The following is an 18,047-nucleotide window of genomic DNA, read 5'->3' as shown; positions in this document are numbered from 1 at the left end:
TTGCCGGACGCGATTTGGGTCTGGCCAGCAGATTCCCTACACTAGACCGGTTGCCTGTGCACCTCAGGTGCCCGGGACACAACTGAATAGTCTCCGGTGCCGGCGAAAAGCCAAGGGCACCGGCGGCGAGAACCTTCAGAGAAACTATCCACTTCGTGGAAGGCCCACCGCAGGTCAGGGGAGATTTCCCCGGATCGGCGCTGTATGGGAACCGCCACGAGAAAGGTTGACGGTCACCCATGACCATGACTGACCCGATCGCAGACTTCTTGACACGTCTGCGCAACGCCAACTCGGCGTACCACGACGAGGTGAAACTCCCGTCGTCGAAGATCAAGGTGAACATCGCCGAGATTCTCAAGCGTGAGGGCTACATCACCGACTACCGCATCGAGGATGCGGAGGTCGGCAAGAGCCTCATCGTCTCCCTGAAGTACGGCCCGAGCCGTGAGCGCTCCATCGCTGGACTGCGCCGCGTGTCGAAGCCGGGCCTCCGGATCTATGCAAAGTCCACCAACCTGCCCAAGGTGCTGGGCGGCCTCGGCGTGGCCATCATCTCCACGTCGTCGGGTCTGCTCACCGATCGCCAGGCAGCCAACCAGGGCGTGGGCGGCGAAGTCCTCGCCTACGTCTGGTAGGGGAGGGAACGACATGTCGCGTATCGGAAAGAACCCCATCGAGATCCCCGCGGGCGTCGACGTCACCGTCGACGGACAGCGCGTGGCCGTGAAGGGCCCCAAGGGCGAGCTCTCGCTCACCGTCTCGGAGCCCATCGAGGTCGCCAAGGAAGACAACACCATCGTTGTCACCCGCCCCAACGACGAGCGTCGCAGCCGCGCGCTGCACGGCCTGAGCCGTTCGCTGATCAACAACCTGGTCATCGGCGTCACGCAGGGCTACACCACGAAGATGGAGATCTTCGGTGTCGGCTACCGCGTCCAGGCGAAGGGCAAGGACCTCGAGTTCGCCCTCGGTTACAGCCATCCCGTGCCGATCGAGGCCCCCGAAGGCATCACCTTCGCAGTGGAGTCCCCGACCAAGTTCTCGGTCACGGGTATCGACAAGCAGCAAGTCGGCCAGATCTCGGCGAACATCCGCCGCCTGCGTCGTCCGGACCCCTACAAGGGCAAGGGCATTCGCTACGAGGGTGAGCAGATCCGTCGCAAGGTCGGAAAGACGGGTAAGTAAGCCATGAGTGACACAGCTACCAAGACCAGCCGTAAGCCCCTCGGCAAGGACGTGTCGACGCGTCGTCGCAAGGCGACCGTCAACCGGCACTTCCGTCTCCGCAAGAAGGTCAGCGGAACCCCGGCTCGCCCGCGTCTCGCGGTCAAGCGCAGCTCGCGCCACATCCACGTGCAGCTCATCGACGACCTGGCCGGCAAGACGCTGGCCGCCGCGTCGTCGATCGAGGCCGACGTGCGCGCGGCAGGCGGCGACAAGTCGGCCCAGGCCCGCAAGGTCGGCGAGCTCATCGCCGCCCGTGCCAAGGCTGCCGGCGTCGAGGCCGTCGTGTTCGACCGCGGTGGCAAGGACTACCACGGCCGTATCGCCGCGCTCGCGGATGCCGCCCGTGAGGGAGGCCTGAGCTTCTGATGACCATCTTCACCAGCTACACCCACAACACCGGAGGGAACCTCTGATGCCCGGACGTCAGCGTGACGGCGGAAACGGACCCGCCGGTAACGACAACAATCAGAACAACGCAGGTGGCGGCAACGACCGTCGCGGCGGTGGCCGCGGAGACCGTCGCGATCGCGGCGGCCGCGACCAGGACCGCAACCAGCTCGAGCGCGTGGTGACCATCAACCGCGTCTCGAAGGTGGTCAAGGGTGGACGTCGTTTCTCGTTCACCGCTCTCGTGGTCGTCGGCGACGGCCAGGGCATGGTCGGCGTCGGCTACGGCAAGGCCAAGGAAGTTCCGGCTGCGATCCAGAAGGGCGTCGAAGAGGCTCGCAAGAACTTCTTCCGCGTGCCGCTGATCGGTGGCACCGTGACCCACCCGGTTCAGGGTGAGGCTGCTGCCGGCGTCGTCATGCTTCGCCCGGCCAGCCCCGGTACCGGTGTGATCGCCGGTGGCGCGGTGCGTGCCGTGCTCGAGTGCGCGGGCGTCCACGACGTTCTCGCCAAGAGCCTCGGCTCCGACAACGCCATCAACGTCGTCCACGCCACCGTGGCGGCACTGAAGATGCTGCAGCGTCCCGAAGAGGTCGCGGCCCGTCGTGGCCTGCCGATCGAGGACGTCGCCCCGGCGGGTATGCTGCGCGCTCGAGCGGGACAGGGAGTCTGATCATGGCCGAGCTGAAGATCACCCAGGTCAAGGGCACCATCGGTACCAAGAAGAACCAGCGTGACAGCCTGCGGACCCTCGGACTGAAGGGCATCCGCCAGACCGTCACCCGCGAGGACACGCCGATCAACCGCGGCCTCATCAACGCGGTTCGTCACCTCGTGACAGTCGAAGAGGTTTAAGCAATGACCATCAAACTCCATCACCTTCGCCCCGCACCGGGGTCGAAGACCGACAAGACCCGCGTGGGTCGCGGTGAGGGGTCCAAGGGTAAGACCGCGGGCCGCGGCACCAAGGGCACCAAGGCACGTAAGAACGTGCCCGCCGGCTTCGAGGGTGGCCAGATGCCGATCCACATGCGGCTGCCGAAGCTCAAGGGCTTCACCAACCGCAACCGGGTCGAGTACCAGGTCGTCAACGTCGGCGACATCGCGCGTCTCTTCCCGCAGGGCGGCACCATCGGCGTCGACGAGCTCGTCGCCGCGGGCGCTGTGCGCAAGAACCAGTTGGTGAAGGTGCTCGGCGACGGAGAGCTCTCCGTCAAGGTCGACATCACCGCCGACAAGTTCACCGCCTCCGCCAAGGAGAAGATCGCCGCTGCCGGAGGCAGCGTCACCGAACTCTGACGGAACAAACCCGCGGTCGGGCGGCAGCTACGCTGCCGCCCGACCGGGGCGTTTCGGCGTCACTGTTAGAGTTTCAGACGTTGTCTGCCGCATCCGCAAGATCGCCGCATCCCGAACATTGTCGATTGCCGAGCACACGGGGATCGGGTCGTGACCGACCCGGAAGATTGCCCTCGCGTGGTCGTTCCTAGGAGGAGTTAGTGCTTTCCCCCCTCTTCGCGGCCATACGGACGCCGGACCTGAGGAAGAAGATCCTCTTCGTTCTCGGCATCATCATCCTGTATCGCCTCGGCGCGACCGTGCCGTCGCCCGGCGTGGACTACCAGGCCGTCCGGGCCTGTCTGGACGAGGTCTCGGCCGGTGAGTCGAGCTCGGTCTACTCCCTGATCAACCTGTTCTCCGGCGGCGCGCTGCTGCAGCTGTCGGTGTTCGCGATCGGCATCATGCCGTACATCACGGCGTCGATCATCGTCCAGCTGCTCACGGTGGTCATCCCACGGTTCGAGCAGCTCCGCAAGGAAGGTCAGGCCGGCCAGGCCAAGATGACGCAGTACACGCGTTATCTCGCCGTGGCCCTGGCGCTCCTCCAGTCGACCGGCATCGTCGCCCTCGCCGATCGCGGTCAGCTCCTCCCGCAGTCCTGTGCGACCAGCGGTGAGGTCCTCAACGACTCCAGCATCTTCGGTCTGATGATCATCGTGCTCGTCATGACCGCCGGCGCCTGTGTGGTCATGTGGTTCGGCGAGCTCATCACCGAGCGCGGTATCGGCAACGGCATGTCGCTGCTGATCTTCGCCGGTATCGCCGCCCGTATCCCGGCCGAGGGTCGCACCATCCTCAACACCCGCGGCGGACTCGTCTTCGCCCTGGTGTGTGTCGCCGCACTGATCATCGTCGCGGGCGTGGTCTTCATCGAGCAGGGCCAGCGCCGCATCCCCGTGCAGTACGCCAAGCGCATGGTCGGCCGCAAGATGTACGGCGGCTCGTCGACCTACCTGCCGCTGAAGGTCAACCAGGCCGGCGTCATCCCGGTCATCTTCGCCTCGTCGCTGCTGTACCTGCCGCAGCTGATCGTCGAACTGACGCGCAGCCCGGACGGCACCCAGTCGACCTGGCAGGAATACGTCACCAAGTACCTGACCGATCCCAGCAACGGGGTCTACATCGCGGTCTACTTCCTGATGATCATCTTCTTCACGTACTTCTACGTGGCGGTGACGTTCAATCCGGAGGAACGCGCCGACGAGATGAAGAAGTACGGTGGCTTCATCCCGGGTATCCGGCCGGGCGCCCCGACCGCGGAGTACCTGGGTTACGTGCTCAGCCGCATCACTCTCCCGGGTTCGATCTACCTCGGTATCATCGCGGTCCTGCCGAACCTCTTCCTCGAGATCGGTAACAGCGGCAACGTCCAGAACCTGCCGTTCGGCGGCACGGCCGTACTGATCATGGTCGGTGTGGGCCTGGACACGATGAAACAGATCAACAGTCAGTTGATGCAACGCAAGTACGAAGGATTCCTCAAGTGAGACTCGTAATTCTCGGCCCGCCCGGAGCAGGCAAAGGCACGCAGGCTGAACTGCTGAGCGAAGCCCTCGGCATCCCGCACATCTCCACTGGTGATCTGTTCCGCGCCAACATCTCCCAGGGCACCCCGGTCGGTATCGAGGCCAAGAAGTACCTCGACGCCGGCAACCTGGTCCCGTCCGAGATCACCGTCGACATGGTCCGTGCCCGGGTGGGCGAACCTGATGCGGCCAAGGGCTTCATCCTCGACGGCTTCCCGCGTTCGACCGAGCAGGCCGACGCACTCAAGGAGATCCTCGCGAACCTCGACGCCTCGCTGGACGGCGTGCTGTCCTTCGTCGTCGACACCGACGTCGTCGTGGAGCGCATGCTGGCCCGCGGTCGCGCCGACGACACCGAAGAGGTCATCCGCAACCGGATGGACGTCTACACCAAGGAGACCTCGCCGCTGCTCGCGTACTACGGCGACCAGGTCAAGACGATCGACGCGGTGGGCGACATCCAGGATGTCCACCAGCGTGTGCTGAGCGCCCTCGGCGCCGGCGTCAACTGACATCCCGAGACTGCGTCCGCTGATGGGTTTTCGCAAACGCAAGCGCGTTCCGTTCCGCTCCGCCGGCGAACTGGATGCGATGGCAGCAGCGGGCGCAGTCGTCGGATCGGCCCTCGTGGCCGTCCGCGCCGCCGCGAAGGCGGGGGTGAGCACCCTCGACCTCGACGAGGTCGCGGAGACCGTGATCCGCGAGGCCGGGGCAGTTCCCTCGTTCAAGGGCTACAACGGTTTCCCCGGATCGATCTGCAGCTCGGTCAACGACGTCGTGGTCCACGGGATCCCGTCGTCCGATGTCGTTCTCGCCGAGGGTGATCTGGTGTCGATCGACTGCGGTGCGGTTCTCGACGGCTGGCACGGCGACTCGGCTTGGACCTTCGGCGTCGGTGAACTGTCGCAGGCTGACACCGAACTCTCCGAGGCCACCCGGCTGTCGATGGAGGCGGGTATCGCCGCCATGGTCGACGGCGCGCGCCTCACCGACATCTCCCACGCGATCGAACTCGGCACCCGCGCCGCCGAGAAGAAGTTCAATCGTCCGTTCGGCATCGTCGACGGCTACGGCGGCCACGGGATCGGCCGTGAGATGCACATGGATCCCTTCCTCGCGAACGAGGGCGAGCCGGGCAAGGGCCCGCTGCTGGTGATCGGGTCGACCCTCGCCATCGAGCCGATGCTGACCCTCGGCACCGTGGAAACCACCGTCCTGGAGGACGACTGGACCGTCGTCACCGACGACGGATCCCGGGCAGCGCACTGGGAACACACCGTCGCGGTCACCGCGGACGGTCCGCGGATTCTGACTCCGCGACCCGAATGATGTTCTAGGCCCGACCTCCTAGTTCCGCTGCAGAGTAAGAATCTGCCGTGCCTCGAAGTCCTGCTGCGCGGCCGGCATGGCGAAGAATGATTGATTGCGGCGGTGTCACTCGTCTCTGGTCATGACCTCGGCGAGTGGACCTGCCAGGCAGATGGCGAGTGTCGAGCAGAGGAGAGTTCGAAGAAGATGGCCACAGTGGAACTCGGCGACGGACTGACGGTTTCAGCCCTCGGATTCGGTGGCATGTCGCTGACCGACGTCTATGGCGCGGTGTCGGATGACGATGCCCTGCGCACCCTCACGCATGCGGTCGACAGCGGCGTGACGTTCATCGATACCGCGAACGTGTACGGGGACGGCCGAAGCGAGACCACGATCGGCAGGTTGCTCAAGACCCGCCGCGACGAGGTTCAGCTCGCCACCAAGTTCGGCATCGTCGGTCAGGGCGGCGTCGGGCAGCGCGGAGTCCGCGGTGACCGAGAGTATGTGCGCGAGCAGGTCGAACTCAGCCTGGCACGACTCGGCACCGATCGCATCGACCTGTACTACCAGCACCGCGTCGATCCGGTCGTCCCGATCGAGGAGACCATCGGCGCGGTCAAGGAACTGGTCGAAGAGGGCAAGGTCCTGCACATCGGTCTGTCCGAGGCGACCGGTGACGAGATCCGCCGCGCGGTCAGTGTGCACCCGATCGCCGCCATCCAGTCCGAGTGGAGCGTCGTCTCCCGAGACGTCGAACGCTTCGTGGTACCCGCGGCCCGCGAGCACGGCGTCGGTTTCGTCTCCTACTCGACGCTGGGCCGTAAGTGGCTGGCCGGGCTCCTGGACCACAACGATCTGGTCGAAGGCGATGTGCGCCTGAACATCTCGCGCTACACGCCCACCAACCTGGCGTACAACAAGCCGATCCTCGAGGAGTTTCTGCAGATCGCCGACGAGGTCGGTGTCACCGGTGCACAGCTGGCGCTGGCCTGGTTCTACACCAAGGGTCGCGAGTTCGATCTCCCCGTCGTCTCGATCCCGGGTTCCCGGTTCGCCGAGCGTGTCTCGGAGAACCTGGCCGGCGTCGACGTCGAACTGACCGCGCAGCAGGTCGAGCGACTGGATACGTTGGCCGCCCGGATTCGCGGTCATCGGTCCGCTCAGCCGCAGTTGGTGTCGTCCGCACGCGAGTGACCCGCGACCGCACCACTGCGGGGTGAGTATCGGTCGCCTTCAGGGTGAACGTCGAATTGGTGTCGTGGTGAACGCGTCTCAAATTCGATGTGTCGAACTACAGACAGCCGCGTCACTCCTGCCTTACGATTTCCCTTGTCTCGCAAGAGAGCGAGGGGGATGCGCCGGTTGGGGTGCCCTTGATACGTTCGATCCGTATGTCCTCCACTAGGGTTTCCTCGGCTGTGGCCGCACGCCCGAGTCCAGGTGACGGAGGTGCGGAGTGGTCCTGTCGGCGTCGTTGTCCATCGTCAGTGGACCGGTACCAGTCGTCGTCACCGTCCTCGGTGTGATCGGTTTCCTGTGGCTCATCTTCTATCCGTCGGTCCGCTATCTCCTGATCGTCGTCCCGGTCTCGATCGCGGTCGCCGTCGGCGGCACGCTGTTGGCGCACTACCTGGTCGAGGATGTGTTGCGTCCGTTTCCGGAGGCGATCGAGACCGGTGTCTACATCTCGAGTTGTGTTGCCGCCCTTGCGCTGATTCTCGGGGTGGCCCGATTCGTGGCCGGTCACGGATGGTTGCAGAAGCTGATCACCGTGCTCGCCGGACTGTTCGCGGTGCTGATGGCGTTGTCGCAGATCAACGTCACCTTCGCCTACTATCCGACAGTTGATGCGCTGCTGGGTCATTCGGGTGCGCGGTCGGTGACGCTCGAGGAACTCGACGACGACTCACTGATCGTGGTGCCGATCGACAAATGGCGGGCACCGCAGAACATCCCGAGCGGGGGGCGGATCCTGACGGCGCCCATCCCCGGAACCAAGTCCGGATTCACGGCACGTCCCGCGAAGATGTATCTGCCGCCGGCTGCTCTCACCTCGCCGACACCGCGGTTGCCGGTGCTGCTCCTGCTGGCGGGTCAGCCGGGCGCCCCGGACGACTGGCTGCTCGGCGGTCAGCTGGTCGCCACGATGGACGCGTACGCAGCAGAGCACAACGGCCTGAGCCCAATCGTCGTCGTCGCCGACGGGACCGGATCGACGATGGCCAACCCGATCTGTGTGGACTCCAAGCCGGGCAACGTCGCGACCTATCTGTCGCAAGACGTGCCGGACTGGGTCGCGGCCAACCTCAAACTCGCGAACACGGACAGCAGGTCGTGGGCGGTCGGTGGCTTGTCCTACGGCGGAACGTGCGCGCTGCAACTCGCGACGAACTATCCGGACGTCTATCCGACGTTCCTCAACCTGTCGGGTCAGATCGAACCGTCCCTGGGGTCGCGTCAGCAGACCATCGACACGGCGTTCGACGGCGACGAGGCTGCGTTCAAGGCGGTCAATCCGATGGATCTGATGGTCACGCGGCAGTATCCCGACACGGCCGGTGCGTTCGTCGTCGGACGAGATGACGCGATGTACCGCGCCGGTCTCAAAGAGGTGTTCGAAGCTGCGCGGCGTGCCGGTATGGACGTGCATTTCAGCGAGGTGCCCGGTGGGCACAGCTTTGCGGTGTGGTCGGTGGGCCTGCGTCAGGAGATGCCATGGCTCGGTAAACGATTGGGGATTCCGGAATGAGCGCACCCGTTGTCGAGACAGAGCGAGACGACGCCGACGGCCCCCGCGAGAGTGCGGTGCTGAACAAACTCAAGGCGTACGCGGCGGTGCTGATGCGGCTACCGTTCACCCTCGCGTTGTGGCTGACCGTCTTCGGTCTGGCGCTCTTCACGGGGTCGTTGTGGAGTCACGCGGCTCGGAAGTCCTGGTACCACGACGTCGCTTTCGGGGTCCCGGCGTTGGAGGACGGCAAGTGGTGGACCATCGTCACCTCGTCGTTCTTCGAGCCGAGCCCGGGCAAGTTCGTGCTCGCGCTGATCTTCATCGCGGTCGGAATCGGTTGGGCCGAATACCGGTTGGGCACTGCGCGGGTCGCGGTGGTGGCATTCGGTGGCAAGATCGTCACCGAGTTGATCACGGTCGGTCTGGTCTGGTTTTTCAGCCGCGATTTCACTTCGTGGGAGTGGGTCGAACGCCTGTCGCACGTGCACAGCGCGAGCGCGATCACGATGGTCGTGGCGGCGGTGGCGGTGGCGACGGCCACGCTCCGCTCACCCTGGCGCCTACGCATCCGGGTCGCCCTCGGGGCTGTCGTGGCGATCGCTTTCCTGTTCGAGGGCACGTTCAGCACGGTCCAGTATGTGATCGCGGTACTCATCATGCTGCCGGTGGGCGAACGGTGGTTCAGTACCGCCGAGCACGGCTATCTGCCACGTACCCGTCGCGAGGTGCGCATGCTGGGCTGTGCGGGCCTGCTCGTCATCGCGGGCGCGAACCTGCTGGTGTTCTTCTTCCCGGGTAGCGGGCCCCTCGGGCCCACCGACGCCAACGACGAGTCCACCTTCACGATGATCATCGGCCTGGTGATCAACCTGCTGATCGCCGACCAGTTGCGTCGAGGTCGGCGGTGGGCCTGGTGGGTTGCGGTGGTCTACGGACTAATCAACGTGGTTGCGACCATCGCGGTGGTGGCGTTGGTCGCCTTCACCGACTTCGCCGCCGAGGGGGGCGTCACCGTAGGCACCACTCTGCTGTGGGTGGTGGTCCTGGCGATTCTGCTGCCGGGACGGTTCGCCTTCCGGGTGCCGTGGCGGACCCGACTGACCGGCGACGTCGACGGCGATCCGCTGGAACGGGTCAAGGACCTGCTGCACACCCACGGCGGCGGCACGATGTCGTGGATGATCACCTGGCCCGGCAACAACTACCTGTTCCCGGCGGGCGGCCCCGGTGCGGGTGGACCGTCGGGTGTGGTGGCCTATCAGCACCACATGGGAACGCTGCTGGCACTGTCGGATCCGGTGTGTGCGCCGCAGGATCGTCGGGCGGCGGTCCAGGACTTCATCGACAAGGCCGAACACAGCGGCAAGGTGCCCTGCTGGTTCTCGGTCGGTGCCGAGACGGCCCAGATCGCCGAAGAGCTCGGCTGGCGGAGCCTCCAGATCGCCGAGGACACCATCATCGACCTGCCGAATCTGGCCTTCAAGGGCAAGTCGTGGCAGCACGTGCGGTCGGCACTGAACAAGGCGACGAAGGAGAACATCAGCTTCCGCCTGGTGACCCTGGCCGACGAACCGTTCGGCATCCGTTCACAGGTGCGCGCGATCTCCGAGGAGTGGGTGGGGGACAAGGGGCTTCCCGAGATGGGCTTCACCCTCGGCAGCGTCGACGAGGCGATGGACCCGGAAGTCCGTGTCGCGCTTGCCGTCGACGAGGCGGGCGATGTCCACGGCGTGTTGTCCTGGTTGCCGGTGTACGCGGCGTCCGGCGCCGACGGTGCGTCGGTACCTGCCGGAACCGTGCGCGGTTGGACGCTCGACGTGATGCGGCGTCGTACCGACGGATTCGGCCCGGTGATCGAATATCTCATCGCCTCGTCCGCGACGGCGTTCAAAGAGGAAGGCGCGCTGTTCGTCTCGTTGTCGGGCGCACCGCTCGCGCGGAGCGGCGACTCGGTCGAAGAGGGGATGGACCGCCTGCTCGACAGTCTGGGAGCCGCGATGGAGCCCTTCTATGGTTTCCGGTCGCTGCACGCGTTCAAGAAGAAGTTCAGCCCGCGCTACGAGCCGGTGTACCTGGCCTTCCGGGACGAGAGTGACCTGCCCCGTATCGGTCTGGCCATCTCGCGGGCCTACCTCCCCGACGCGACCCCCGGACAACTCGTCCGACTCGCCGCCTCGGGCAAGGGCAACTGACCGTCGACCGGGCACCACCTGTTCCCTGAGGTGCGAGGAGCGCAGCGACGAGCCTCGAAGGGCCCGCCGACCGGGCAGAGTCAGTCGTGCGCGCCGAGTTCGGTCGCCGTCTGGGACCGTAGACGCTGTTCCTCACGGAGCGCATCGAACTCGGCACGCCAGTCGGTGGTGAGTGTCAGCCCCTGACGCCCGGCCTCTTCGGTGCTGAGTTCGACGGGGAAGCCGAACGTGTCGCTGAGGGTGAAGAAGTCGGCTCCGGTGATGGGGCGGGCTTCTTTGACGATGTGCCGCAGCTCGCGTAGACCCTTGCTGAGCGTGCGACGGAAGGCGCGCTCTTCCTTCTGCAGGACTTTGACGATGGTGTCGCGCTGCTCGCCGACCTCGGGATAGGCGTCGGAGTAGATGTCGGCGATCACCTCGACGAGTGGTGTCAGCACGTTGTTCTCGACGCCCAGTTCGGTGGCGAAGCGGGTCGCCCGGCGCAGCAGCCGACGCATGACATAGCCGGCTTCGCGGTTCGAAGGGGTGACACCGTCGGCAGCCAGGAAGACCGCTCCACGAACATGGTCGGTGACGATGCGCATGGCGTGGGTGGTGTCTTCGTAGCTCGTCCCCGAGAGTTCCTGGAGTTTCTCGATGATCGGCCACAGCAGGCTGACGCGGAAGACGTCGGGGCTGTCGATCGACGCCGCGGCGATGCGTTCGAGGCCGCCGCCGAAATCGACATTGCGATTGGGGAGTTCGGCAAACGACACGGCGCCGGGGGCGTCGGACTCGGCGCGGCGGTACTGCATGAACACCGAGTTGCCGATCTCCATGTACTGGCCGCCGTCGGAATTCTGGTGTGGGAAGCGACCGTACGTGGTGTCGTGTTCGACCTGCGGGAAATAGTAGAAGACCTCGGAATCGGGTCCGCCGGGGTCGCCGACCGGCATCGCCTCGGGGCCGCCGGCCCGGGACCACCAGTTCTTGTCCTGATAGAACGCAATTCGTGCGCCCTGGTTACCGACCTCGTTGCCGTGTTCCTCGGTGATGAGGTCGACCCGGTCGTAGGAGACGCCCGCGGCCTTGAAGAGTTCGGTCCAGATATCGGCGCTCTCCTCATCGCGCGGTATGCCGTTCTCCGGGTCACCGGCGAAGACGGTCACGTAGATCCGGTTGGGATCCAGGCCGACGACGTCGACCAGGAACGACCAGAACATCGGGATCTGCTCGGCCTTGAAATAGCTTCCCAGGCTCCAGTTTCCGAGCATCTCGAAGAACGTGGTGTGGCGGTTGTCGCCGACCTCGTCGATGTCCTGCGCTCGAACGCAGGGCTGGACGTCGGCGAGCATCGTGCCGGCCGGGTGTGGTTCACCGAGCAGGTACCCCAGTAGCGGTTGCATCCCGGATCCGGTGAACAGCGTCGTCGGATCGTTGTGTGGGACCAGGGATGCGCGGTCGATGAGGGCATGTCCACGCTCGGCCATCATGGCGAGGTAGGCCGAACGGATCTGCTGAGCGTCCATGACCCGCATTGTGCGGTCCGGCCTGGTGATGTGGGCCGTGATTCGGCAAGGTGGGCACGGTTCTGCCGATGCTCCGCTCACCGTTTCCGCTCCCGCTCACCCGATTTCGGTGAGCGGGAACGGATCGTGTGAGCGGCCCGCTGATCCGTGGCACATCTACGGCCGGGCGTCGCGGTGTGGTCGGTGCTCGCGGTGGTCGAGTACGCATACCGTCTCTGGATGACGACCGAGGACCCGGAAGTCTCGTTGCTGAACCATATCGACGCCGCGATCGCGGCATCCGCGTTCAGCGACTGACGGTCTGGGGGCGGTCAGCCCGCGCGCCGACGACCCGATCCGCCCGCGTGTAGACGACCATCGACTCGCCGCGGGAGAACCCGATCAGGGTGATGCCGAAGTCGTCGGCGAGGTCGGCGGCCAGGGACGAGGGTGCGGACACCGCGCTCAGCATCGGGATACCCGCCATCGCCGCCTTCTGTACCAGCTCGAAGCTGGCGCGACCCGAGACCTGAAGAACGGTGCCGGACAGGGGAAGTCGGTCGGCGAGGACGGCCCAGCCGATGACCTTGTCGACGGCGTTGTGCCGGCCGACGTCCTCGCGGACGACGAGCAGTTCGCCGTCGGCGTCGAAGAGTGCCGCTGCGTGCAGCCCGCCGGTCTTGTCGAAGACATCCTGCTCGGCGCGGAGACGGTCGGGGAGGCCGAGCAACGTGTCGACGTCGACCGTCAGCGTGTCCGCGGCCGGATCGTGAGCGGACGCGGTGTGGACGGATTCGATGCTGTCCTTGCCGCACACTCCACAGGCGCTCGTCATGGTGTTGCGACGGGCGACGCCGGGTGCGGGCGGCGGAACGTGGGGGGCGAGGGAGACGTCGACGACGTTGTAGGTGTTGGCGCCGGTCGAGTCGGTGCCCGCGCAGTACCGGGCCGTCGAGTAGTCGCCGCCCGCGGTGATGACGCCTTCGGAGACGAGGTAGCCGGCCACGAGCTCGAAGTCGCTGCCGGGGGTGCGCATGGTGACGCTCAGCGGCTGACCGCCCACGCGGATCTCCAGTGGCTCCTCGACGGCCAGGGTGTCGGCGCGTTGCGTTGGGGCCGCATCGCGTCGGATGCGGGTGACGCGGCGTCGTGCGGTTACTCGTCCCACGCTTCGACCTTAGTCCTCAGACGTCGAGGATCAGGGTGACCGGCCCGTCGTTGACCAGGCTCACCTGCATGTTCGCCCCGAACCGTCCGGTGGCGACGGTGGCCCCGGCGTCGCGCAGGGCAGCGGCGACCGCGTCGACGAGCGGCTCGGCCACCGGGCTCGGGGCGGCGGCGTTCCACGACGGCCGGCGTCCCTTGGCGGTGTTGGCGTACAGGGTGAACTGGCTGATGACCAGGATCGGTGCGTCGATGTCGGCGGCCGCCTTCTCGGGTCCGTCGTCGCCGTTGAAGATCCGCAGGCGCCAGATCTTGTCGGCGAGCCTCGCGGCGTGGTCGGGGGTGTCGTCGTGGGTGGCGCCGACGAGGGCGACGATGCCGGACCCGCCGGCCGGGATGTCGAGTTCGCCGGCGATCTCACCGTCGACGGTCACGCGGGCTTCACTTACTCGCTGGATGACGGCTCGCACCGACCCAGGATGCCAGGCTGAATGGTCCCTTACCGGAGCAGGTGGGCGACGGGGCTACTTGATCTCGATGTCGCCGTCGAACTCGTAAGGAGTCGCCGCGGGCTTACATCCGCTGAACGAACCGGTTGGTGCAGGACCGTTCACCCCGACCTTGCTCGGATCGCCCTTTCGCACCGTGATCTGCACGGCGAGCGCGTCCTGCAACGGGGCGGGGATCAGATTCGGGTCGGTCGCGCTGATGGGATAGACCAGGGACGCGGTGTCGCCGTCGGTGTGGATGCAGGTGATCGGTCCCTTGACCTTGAACGGCAGGGGATTGTCGTCGTCGCCGGCCAGCAGCGTGGCTTCGTAGGTGCCGGTGGTCTTACCCTCCGCGTTCGTGGCGCCCACGGCCTTGATCGCGAGGAGGTCGAGGTCTGCGATCTCGAGTTCGCCCTCGATCATCAGCGACTTGGTCTGAGCGGCATCGGCCGGTGCCGAGACCGCCAGTGTTGCGAACACTGCGGCGGCCGCCAGGGCGGTGGTGCTGAGAGCGCGTGCTCGGAAACCCGTCATGACTATCTCCTTCGGTCGACCGTGGTCGGGTACCCAGGGGCGGACCCTGAAAACCATCCCCGAAGTACGCCCTCCACAGACCGTCCGACGACACTGTGCCGCCGGCGGCGCTGCCGAGGGTGCCTCTGAGGGGCGCTTCTCAGCGCTCAGTTGAGCCCGAAGGTCACCGTGACCGTGAAGGTCAGCTCCTGCTCGCCGGGCTCGATGGGCACGGGCGACGCGGCGACGTCGCGCTCGAAGGTGCCGGGAGAGGCGGGCTGTTCCTGACCGCTGGTCGTCTCCTTGATGGTCAGCACCTTGCCGAGTGAGTCGTCGGCAAGCGAGGCGTACTGCTCGGCGCGGCCGCGGGCGTCGTCGAACGCCGCTTCCCGGGCCTCCTTGAGGAGCTGCGAGTCGTCGTCGATGGTGAAGGAGACGTTGCTGATCCGGGTGTTGTCGCCGCCCGCGGTGGCGGCTGCGCTCAGGACCGTGGAGGCTTTGGAGATGTCGCGGATCGTGACGCGGATGGAGTTGGTCGCCATGTAGCCGCTGATCTGACTGCTGCCACCGGGGGCGGGACTGGAGTACTGCGGGGTCACCGACACCTGCTGGGTGGCGACGTCCTTGCGTTCCACGCCTGCGTCGACGACGGAATCGGTCACCGCGCGCACCTTCTCGCTCGTCTCGTTCAGTGCGGTCGTCACGTCGCCCGCGGTCGCCTCGACGCCGATGTCGGCGCGAAGGGTGTCCGGCGCGCCGCTGACCTGTCCGGTGCCGACGACGGTGACCGACCGCTGTTGGTCGACGGCGCCGTCGCTGCCGCACGCCGCGAGCGTGAGGGCCAGCGCCGGGACGACGGCCACGACCCCGATGCGCCGGAGGCCCTTCAGGGTCCTCGTCACCGTGCTCATCGGTCCACCGGGTCCCGCATCAGCAGCCCGAGCAGCCAGCCGACGACCGACACGACGATCGCGCCGAAGATCGCCGACCAGAAGAAGTCGTCGACCTCGAGACCCCAGTGCGTGGTGTTCCGGGTGATCCAGGCGGTGATCTCGAGCATCAGCGCATTGATCACGATGTGGATGAGCCCCAGCGTCAAGATGTAGAAGGGGATCGAGATGATCTGCACGATCGGCTTCACCAACGCATTGAGGACGCCGAAGATGACCGCCACGACCAGCGCGATCCCGACCTTCTCTGCAGTCGTCGACCCGCCTACGAACTCGATTCCCGGGACGATCAGAGTCGCCACCCACAACGCCACCGCGGTGCACACGGTGCGGACCAGAAATGCCAGCATGCGCAACAGTCTGCCAGTACGACCGTGCCGGAAACGTCCGTCTGATGTGCGAGTCGGGCGGAATGCGGTGGCCGACCGGCACGCATTTGGACTGTTCCCGCAGTTCGCGTAACATAGATCGTCGGTGCGTCTCGCGTGCCCGCATCCGCGTGTCCCCACGCGGATCGGAGCGCTCGCACCGGGTGTTGGTCCTCGCCGAGCGGTGACCACACCTTAACGGACAAACACTGATTCAACCGGGCCAACGACGCAGCACCACCCGGGTGTCGCGGAAACGGCCAGGATCGCGGAGGAAATGGCGAAGAAAGACGGGGCCATCGAGGTCGAGGGTCGAGTGATCGAACCCCTGCCCAATGCGATGTTTCGCATTGAGCTGGAGAACGGTCATAAGGTTCTCGCCCACATCAGCGGCAAGATGCGGCAGCACTATATCCGCATCCTGCCCGAGGACCGGGTCGTCGTGGAACTCTCGCCCTACGACCTTGCTCGTGGGCGAATCGTGTACCGCTACAAATAAGACTTTCCCGGCCTCGCCGGGAGAAGACTTCCCGGACATCCGTCTGGGAGGAGACCGACACCCACGTGTACGGCCGTGTTCAGGCGTGCGCGCGGGCGAGCCGAGCAGGAGAGATTGACGTGAAGGTTCAGCCGAGCGTCAAGCCGATCTGCGAGAAGTGCAAGGTGATCCGCCGCAACGGTCGGGTCATGGTGATCTGCGAGAACCTGCGTCACAAGCAGCGTCAGGGCTGATCACGCGCACCCTCCGGGTCGCTTGAGTCAGAACAACTGAATACAGACAACTGAAGATCAGAAGACCTCTCAGCACCAGCGGCGACAGACGCGTCACCGCCTACCTCCGGATCAGAGGCCGGAGCCCACGAGGCCGGACACACGGTTCGGCACCAGCTCGCGGGACGGACTGGGAGAAGACCTCTGGAAATCGAAAAGGAAATCCGCCACATGGCACGTGTTGCTGGTGTGGATCTCCCCCGCGAAAAGCGGCTGGAGATTGCACTGACCTACATCTACGGAGTTGGACGCACCACCTCCAAGGAGATCCTCGCGGGAACGGGCCTCAGCCCCGACCTCCGGGCGAAGGATCTCACCGACGCAGACGTCTCGAAGCTGCGTGAGTACATCGAAGCCTCGGTGAAGGTCGAGGGTGACCTGCGTCGCGAGGTGCAGGCCGATATCCGACGCAAGATCGAGATCGGCTGCTACCAGGGTCTGCGCCACCGTCGTGGCCTGCCCGTCCGCGGACAGCGCACCAAGACCAATGCCCGCACTCGTAAGGGCCCGAAGAAGACCATCGCCGGGAAGAAGAAGTAATGCCTCCGAAGTCACGTAGCGCAGGCCCCAAGAAGGGCACCCGCCGTCGCGATAAGAAGAACGTCCCGCACGGCCACGCGCACATCAAGTCGACGTTCAACAACACCATCGTGTCGATCAGCGATCCCAGCGGAAACATCATCAGCTGGGCGTCGTCGGGCCACGTCGGTTTCAAGGGCTCGCGCAAGAGCACCCCGTTCGCGGCTCAGCTCGCGGCCGAGAACGCTGCGCGCAAGGCCCAGGAGCACGGCGTCAAGAAGGTCGACGTTTTCGTCAAGGGACCGGGTTCGGGTCGCGAGACCGCGATCCGCTCCCTGCAGGCAGCCGGCCTCGAGGTCGGCACCATTTCCGATGTCACCCCGCAGCCGCACAACGGTTGCCGTCCGCCCAAGCGGCGTCGGGTCTAGTCGGGAAAGGGAGGAACAGAGAAAATGGCTCGTTATACCGGCCCCGCAACAAAGAAGTCTCGTCGCCTTCGCGTCGACCTGATCGGTGGTGACGCCGCATTCGAGCGTCGCCCCTACCCGCCCGGCCAGCACGGCCGCTCGCGGATCAAGGAGAGCGAGTACCTGCTCCAGCTGCAGGAGAAGCAGAAGGCGCGCTTCACCTACGGAGTGATGGAGAAGCAGTTCCGTCGCTACTTCGAGGAAGCCAATCGTCGCAGCGGCAAGACCGGTGACGAACTGCTGAAGCTCCTCGAGACCCGTCTCGACAACGTCGTGTACCGCTCGGGCATCGCACGGACCCGTCGTCAGGCCCGCCAGCTGGTCAGCCACGGCCACTTCACCGTCAACGGTGTGAAGGTCGACGTCCCCAGCTACCGCGTCAGCCAGTACGACATCATCGACGTCCGTCCGAAGTCGCTGCAGACCGTCCCGTTCCAGATCGCCAAGGAGCTCGTCGGCGATCGTCCGGTCCCGGGCTGGCTCCAGGTCGTGCCCTCGACCCTGCGTATCCTCGTGCACTCCGTGCCCGAGCGCGCTCAGATCGAGGTCCCGCTGACCGAACAGCTCATCGTCGAGTTCTACTCCAAGTAGACGCTCGA

At 65.7% G+C, this 18,047-nt stretch carries 24 protein-coding genes; 18 read left to right on the top strand and 6 right to left on the bottom strand.

The features are described 5' to 3' along the window. Positions 1-239: 239 nt before the first annotated feature. The 12 genes from rpsH to BJF87_RS22410 all read left to right on the top strand — a co-directional run bounded on the left by rpsH (position 240) and on the right by BJF87_RS22410 (position 10,718). A complete protein-coding gene (gene rpsH / locus BJF87_RS22465) occupies positions 240-638 on the top strand; it encodes a 30S ribosomal protein S8 (RefSeq protein ID WP_006360199.1) in 399 nt (132 codons plus the stop codon). A 13-nt stretch (positions 639-651) separates the two neighbouring features. After that, the gene (gene rplF, locus BJF87_RS22460; RefSeq protein ID WP_006360198.1) at positions 652-1,188 is read left to right on the top strand and encodes a 50S ribosomal protein L6; all 537 of its coding nucleotides are present in this window, start codon (positions 652-654) and stop codon (positions 1,186-1,188) included. A 3-nt stretch (positions 1,189-1,191) separates the two neighbouring features. Beyond that, on the top strand, positions 1,192-1,596 hold the full coding sequence (gene rplR / locus BJF87_RS22455) for a 50S ribosomal protein L18 (RefSeq protein WP_006360197.1): 405 nt from the start codon (positions 1,192-1,194) through the stop codon (positions 1,594-1,596). 46 nt (positions 1,597-1,642) lie between these two features. Next, complete coding sequence (gene rpsE / locus BJF87_RS22450; protein WP_005197623.1) at positions 1,643-2,290, top strand: 30S ribosomal protein S5; 648 nt, start codon at positions 1,643-1,645, stop codon at positions 2,288-2,290. 2 nt (positions 2,291-2,292) lie between these two features. Then, positions 2,293-2,472, top strand: a complete 180-nt coding sequence (gene rpmD / locus BJF87_RS22445) for a 50S ribosomal protein L30 (RefSeq protein ID WP_005197622.1) — start codon at positions 2,293-2,295, stop codon at positions 2,470-2,472. A 3-nt stretch (positions 2,473-2,475) separates the two neighbouring features. Continuing rightward, on the top strand, positions 2,476-2,916 hold the full coding sequence (gene rplO / locus BJF87_RS22440) for a 50S ribosomal protein L15 (RefSeq protein WP_006360196.1): 441 nt from the start codon (positions 2,476-2,478) through the stop codon (positions 2,914-2,916). A gap of 200 nt (positions 2,917-3,116) precedes the next feature. Continuing rightward, positions 3,117-4,445: a preprotein translocase subunit SecY gene (secY, locus tag BJF87_RS22435; protein WP_035754997.1), complete on the top strand. Its 1,329-nt coding sequence runs from the start codon at positions 3,117-3,119 to the stop codon at positions 4,443-4,445. Then, complete coding sequence (locus BJF87_RS22430) at positions 4,442-4,996, top strand: adenylate kinase (RefSeq protein WP_035754999.1); 555 nt, start codon at positions 4,442-4,444, stop codon at positions 4,994-4,996. The genes secY and BJF87_RS22430 overlap by 4 nt, the downstream gene beginning before the upstream one ends. 22 nt (positions 4,997-5,018) lie before the next feature. Continuing rightward, a complete protein-coding gene (gene map / locus BJF87_RS22425; RefSeq protein WP_075863940.1) occupies positions 5,019-5,813 on the top strand; it encodes a type I methionyl aminopeptidase in 795 nt (264 codons plus the stop codon). A gap of 186 nt (positions 5,814-5,999) precedes the next feature. After that, entirely contained in the window at positions 6,000-6,989 is a 990-nt protein-coding gene (locus BJF87_RS22420) for an aldo/keto reductase (protein WP_075863939.1), read from the top strand. A gap of 262 nt (positions 6,990-7,251) precedes the next feature. Then, entirely contained in the window at positions 7,252-8,544 is a 1,293-nt protein-coding gene (locus tag BJF87_RS22415) for an alpha/beta hydrolase family protein (RefSeq protein WP_075863938.1), read from the top strand. Next, entirely contained in the window at positions 8,541-10,718 is a 2,178-nt protein-coding gene (locus BJF87_RS22410; protein ID WP_262339109.1) for a bifunctional lysylphosphatidylglycerol flippase/synthetase MprF, read from the top strand. The genes BJF87_RS22415 and BJF87_RS22410 overlap by 4 nt, the downstream gene beginning before the upstream one ends. Before the next feature lie 80 nt (positions 10,719-10,798). On the opposite strand, the gene BJF87_RS22405 is transcribed toward BJF87_RS22410, so the two are convergent. Then, positions 10,799-12,226, bottom strand: coding sequence for an alanine--tRNA ligase-related protein (locus tag BJF87_RS22405; RefSeq protein WP_075863966.1), 1,428 nt, complete (start codon positions 12,224-12,226; stop codon positions 10,799-10,801). A gap of 147 nt (positions 12,227-12,373) precedes the next feature. On the opposite strand from BJF87_RS22405, the gene BJF87_RS26200 reads away from it, so the two are divergent. Further along, a complete protein-coding gene (locus BJF87_RS26200; protein WP_158037579.1) occupies positions 12,374-12,523 on the top strand; it encodes a hypothetical protein in 150 nt (49 codons plus the stop codon). On the opposite strand, the gene fdhD is transcribed toward BJF87_RS26200, so the two are convergent. The 5 genes from fdhD to BJF87_RS22380 form a co-directional block, all read right to left on the bottom strand. Further along, positions 12,513-13,373 (bottom strand): formate dehydrogenase accessory sulfurtransferase FdhD, encoded by an 861-nt coding sequence (fdhD, locus tag BJF87_RS22400; protein WP_075863937.1) that lies wholly within the window; start codon positions 13,371-13,373, stop codon positions 12,513-12,515. The two genes, BJF87_RS26200 and fdhD, sit on opposite strands and share 11 nt — an antisense overlap. 16 nt (positions 13,374-13,389) lie before the next feature. Beyond that, on the bottom strand, positions 13,390-13,839 hold the full coding sequence (gene dtd / locus BJF87_RS22395) for a D-aminoacyl-tRNA deacylase (protein ID WP_075863936.1): 450 nt from the start codon (positions 13,837-13,839) through the stop codon (positions 13,390-13,392). 54 nt (positions 13,840-13,893) lie between these two features. Then, a complete protein-coding gene (locus BJF87_RS22390; protein WP_075863935.1) occupies positions 13,894-14,394 on the bottom strand; it encodes a hypothetical protein in 501 nt (166 codons plus the stop codon). Between the two features lie 146 nt (positions 14,395-14,540). Further along, the gene (locus BJF87_RS22385) at positions 14,541-15,284 is read right to left on the bottom strand and encodes an SIMPL domain-containing protein (protein WP_075863934.1); all 744 of its coding nucleotides are present in this window, start codon (positions 15,282-15,284) and stop codon (positions 14,541-14,543) included. Continuing rightward, positions 15,281-15,673, bottom strand: a complete 393-nt coding sequence (locus BJF87_RS22380) for a phage holin family protein (RefSeq protein ID WP_006360182.1) — start codon at positions 15,671-15,673, stop codon at positions 15,281-15,283. The genes BJF87_RS22385 and BJF87_RS22380 overlap by 4 nt, the downstream gene beginning before the upstream one ends. Positions 15,674-15,968: 295 nt before the next feature. Between BJF87_RS22380 and infA the strand changes: the two genes are divergently transcribed. From infA to rpsD, 5 genes are all read left to right on the top strand, one after another. Next, positions 15,969-16,190, top strand: a complete 222-nt coding sequence (infA, locus tag BJF87_RS22375) for a translation initiation factor IF-1 (RefSeq protein WP_004023539.1) — start codon at positions 15,969-15,971, stop codon at positions 16,188-16,190. 119 nt (positions 16,191-16,309) lie between these two features. Further along, the gene (gene rpmJ / locus BJF87_RS22370) at positions 16,310-16,423 is read left to right on the top strand and encodes a 50S ribosomal protein L36 (protein ID WP_005207978.1); all 114 of its coding nucleotides are present in this window, start codon (positions 16,310-16,312) and stop codon (positions 16,421-16,423) included. Positions 16,424-16,633: 210 nt separating this feature from the next. Continuing rightward, positions 16,634-17,002, top strand: coding sequence for a 30S ribosomal protein S13 (gene rpsM / locus BJF87_RS22365; protein ID WP_006360180.1), 369 nt, complete (start codon positions 16,634-16,636; stop codon positions 17,000-17,002). Next, the gene (gene rpsK / locus BJF87_RS22360) at positions 17,002-17,409 is read left to right on the top strand and encodes a 30S ribosomal protein S11 (protein WP_004023536.1); all 408 of its coding nucleotides are present in this window, start codon (positions 17,002-17,004) and stop codon (positions 17,407-17,409) included. The genes rpsM and rpsK overlap by 1 nt, the downstream gene beginning before the upstream one ends. A gap of 24 nt (positions 17,410-17,433) precedes the next feature. After that, on the top strand, positions 17,434-18,039 hold the full coding sequence (gene rpsD / locus BJF87_RS22355) for a 30S ribosomal protein S4 (RefSeq protein WP_006360179.1): 606 nt from the start codon (positions 17,434-17,436) through the stop codon (positions 18,037-18,039). Positions 18,040-18,047 lie beyond the last annotated feature (8 nt).

Origin of the sequence: Gordonia sp. CNJ-863 (assembly GCF_001942325.1) — a bacterium.
Classification (GTDB): Bacteria; Actinomycetota; Actinomycetes; order Mycobacteriales; family Mycobacteriaceae; genus Gordonia; species Gordonia alkanivorans.
This window is presented reverse-complemented; position numbering and strand designations above follow the sequence as displayed.

Bases quoted from the DNA above. Each gene is read 5' to 3' on its own strand.
- rplR (WP_006360197.1), top strand. From the start codon at position 1,192: ATGAGTGACACAGCTACCAAGACCAGCCGTAAGCCCCTCGGCAAGGAC.
- rpsE (WP_005197623.1), top strand. From the start codon at position 1,643: ATGCCCGGACGTCAGCGTGACGGCGGAAACGGACCCGCCGGTAACGAC.
- rpsM (WP_006360180.1), top strand. From the start codon at position 16,634: ATGGCACGTGTTGCTGGTGTGGATCTCCCCCGCGAAAAGCGGCTGGAG.
- rpsH (WP_006360199.1), top strand. From the start codon at position 240: ATGACCATGACTGACCCGATCGCAGACTTCTTGACACGTCTGCGCAAC.
- rpsK (WP_004023536.1), top strand. From the start codon at position 17,002: ATGCCTCCGAAGTCACGTAGCGCAGGCCCCAAGAAGGGCACCCGCCGT.
- rplO (WP_006360196.1), top strand. From the start codon at position 2,476: ATGACCATCAAACTCCATCACCTTCGCCCCGCACCGGGGTCGAAGACC.
- rpmD (WP_005197622.1), top strand. From the start codon at position 2,293: ATGGCCGAGCTGAAGATCACCCAGGTCAAGGGCACCATCGGTACCAAG.
- BJF87_RS22385 (WP_075863934.1), bottom strand. From the start codon at position 15,284: ATGAGCACGGTGACGAGGACCCTGAAGGGCCTCCGGCGCATCGGGGTC.
- BJF87_RS22380 (WP_006360182.1), bottom strand. From the start codon at position 15,673: ATGCTGGCATTTCTGGTCCGCACCGTGTGCACCGCGGTGGCGTTGTGG.
- map (WP_075863940.1), top strand. From the start codon at position 5,019: ATGGGTTTTCGCAAACGCAAGCGCGTTCCGTTCCGCTCCGCCGGCGAA.
- BJF87_RS22420 (WP_075863939.1), top strand. From the start codon at position 6,000: ATGGCCACAGTGGAACTCGGCGACGGACTGACGGTTTCAGCCCTCGGA.
- BJF87_RS22390 (WP_075863935.1), bottom strand. From the start codon at position 14,394: ATGACGGGTTTCCGAGCACGCGCTCTCAGCACCACCGCCCTGGCGGCC.
- rpsD (WP_006360179.1), top strand. From the start codon at position 17,434: ATGGCTCGTTATACCGGCCCCGCAACAAAGAAGTCTCGTCGCCTTCGC.
- BJF87_RS22410 (WP_262339109.1), top strand. From the start codon at position 8,541: ATGAGCGCACCCGTTGTCGAGACAGAGCGAGACGACGCCGACGGCCCC.
- rplF (WP_006360198.1), top strand. From the start codon at position 652: ATGTCGCGTATCGGAAAGAACCCCATCGAGATCCCCGCGGGCGTCGAC.
- BJF87_RS22405 (WP_075863966.1), bottom strand. From the start codon at position 12,226: ATGGACGCTCAGCAGATCCGTTCGGCCTACCTCGCCATGATGGCCGAG.
- infA (WP_004023539.1), top strand. From the start codon at position 15,969: ATGGCGAAGAAAGACGGGGCCATCGAGGTCGAGGGTCGAGTGATCGAA.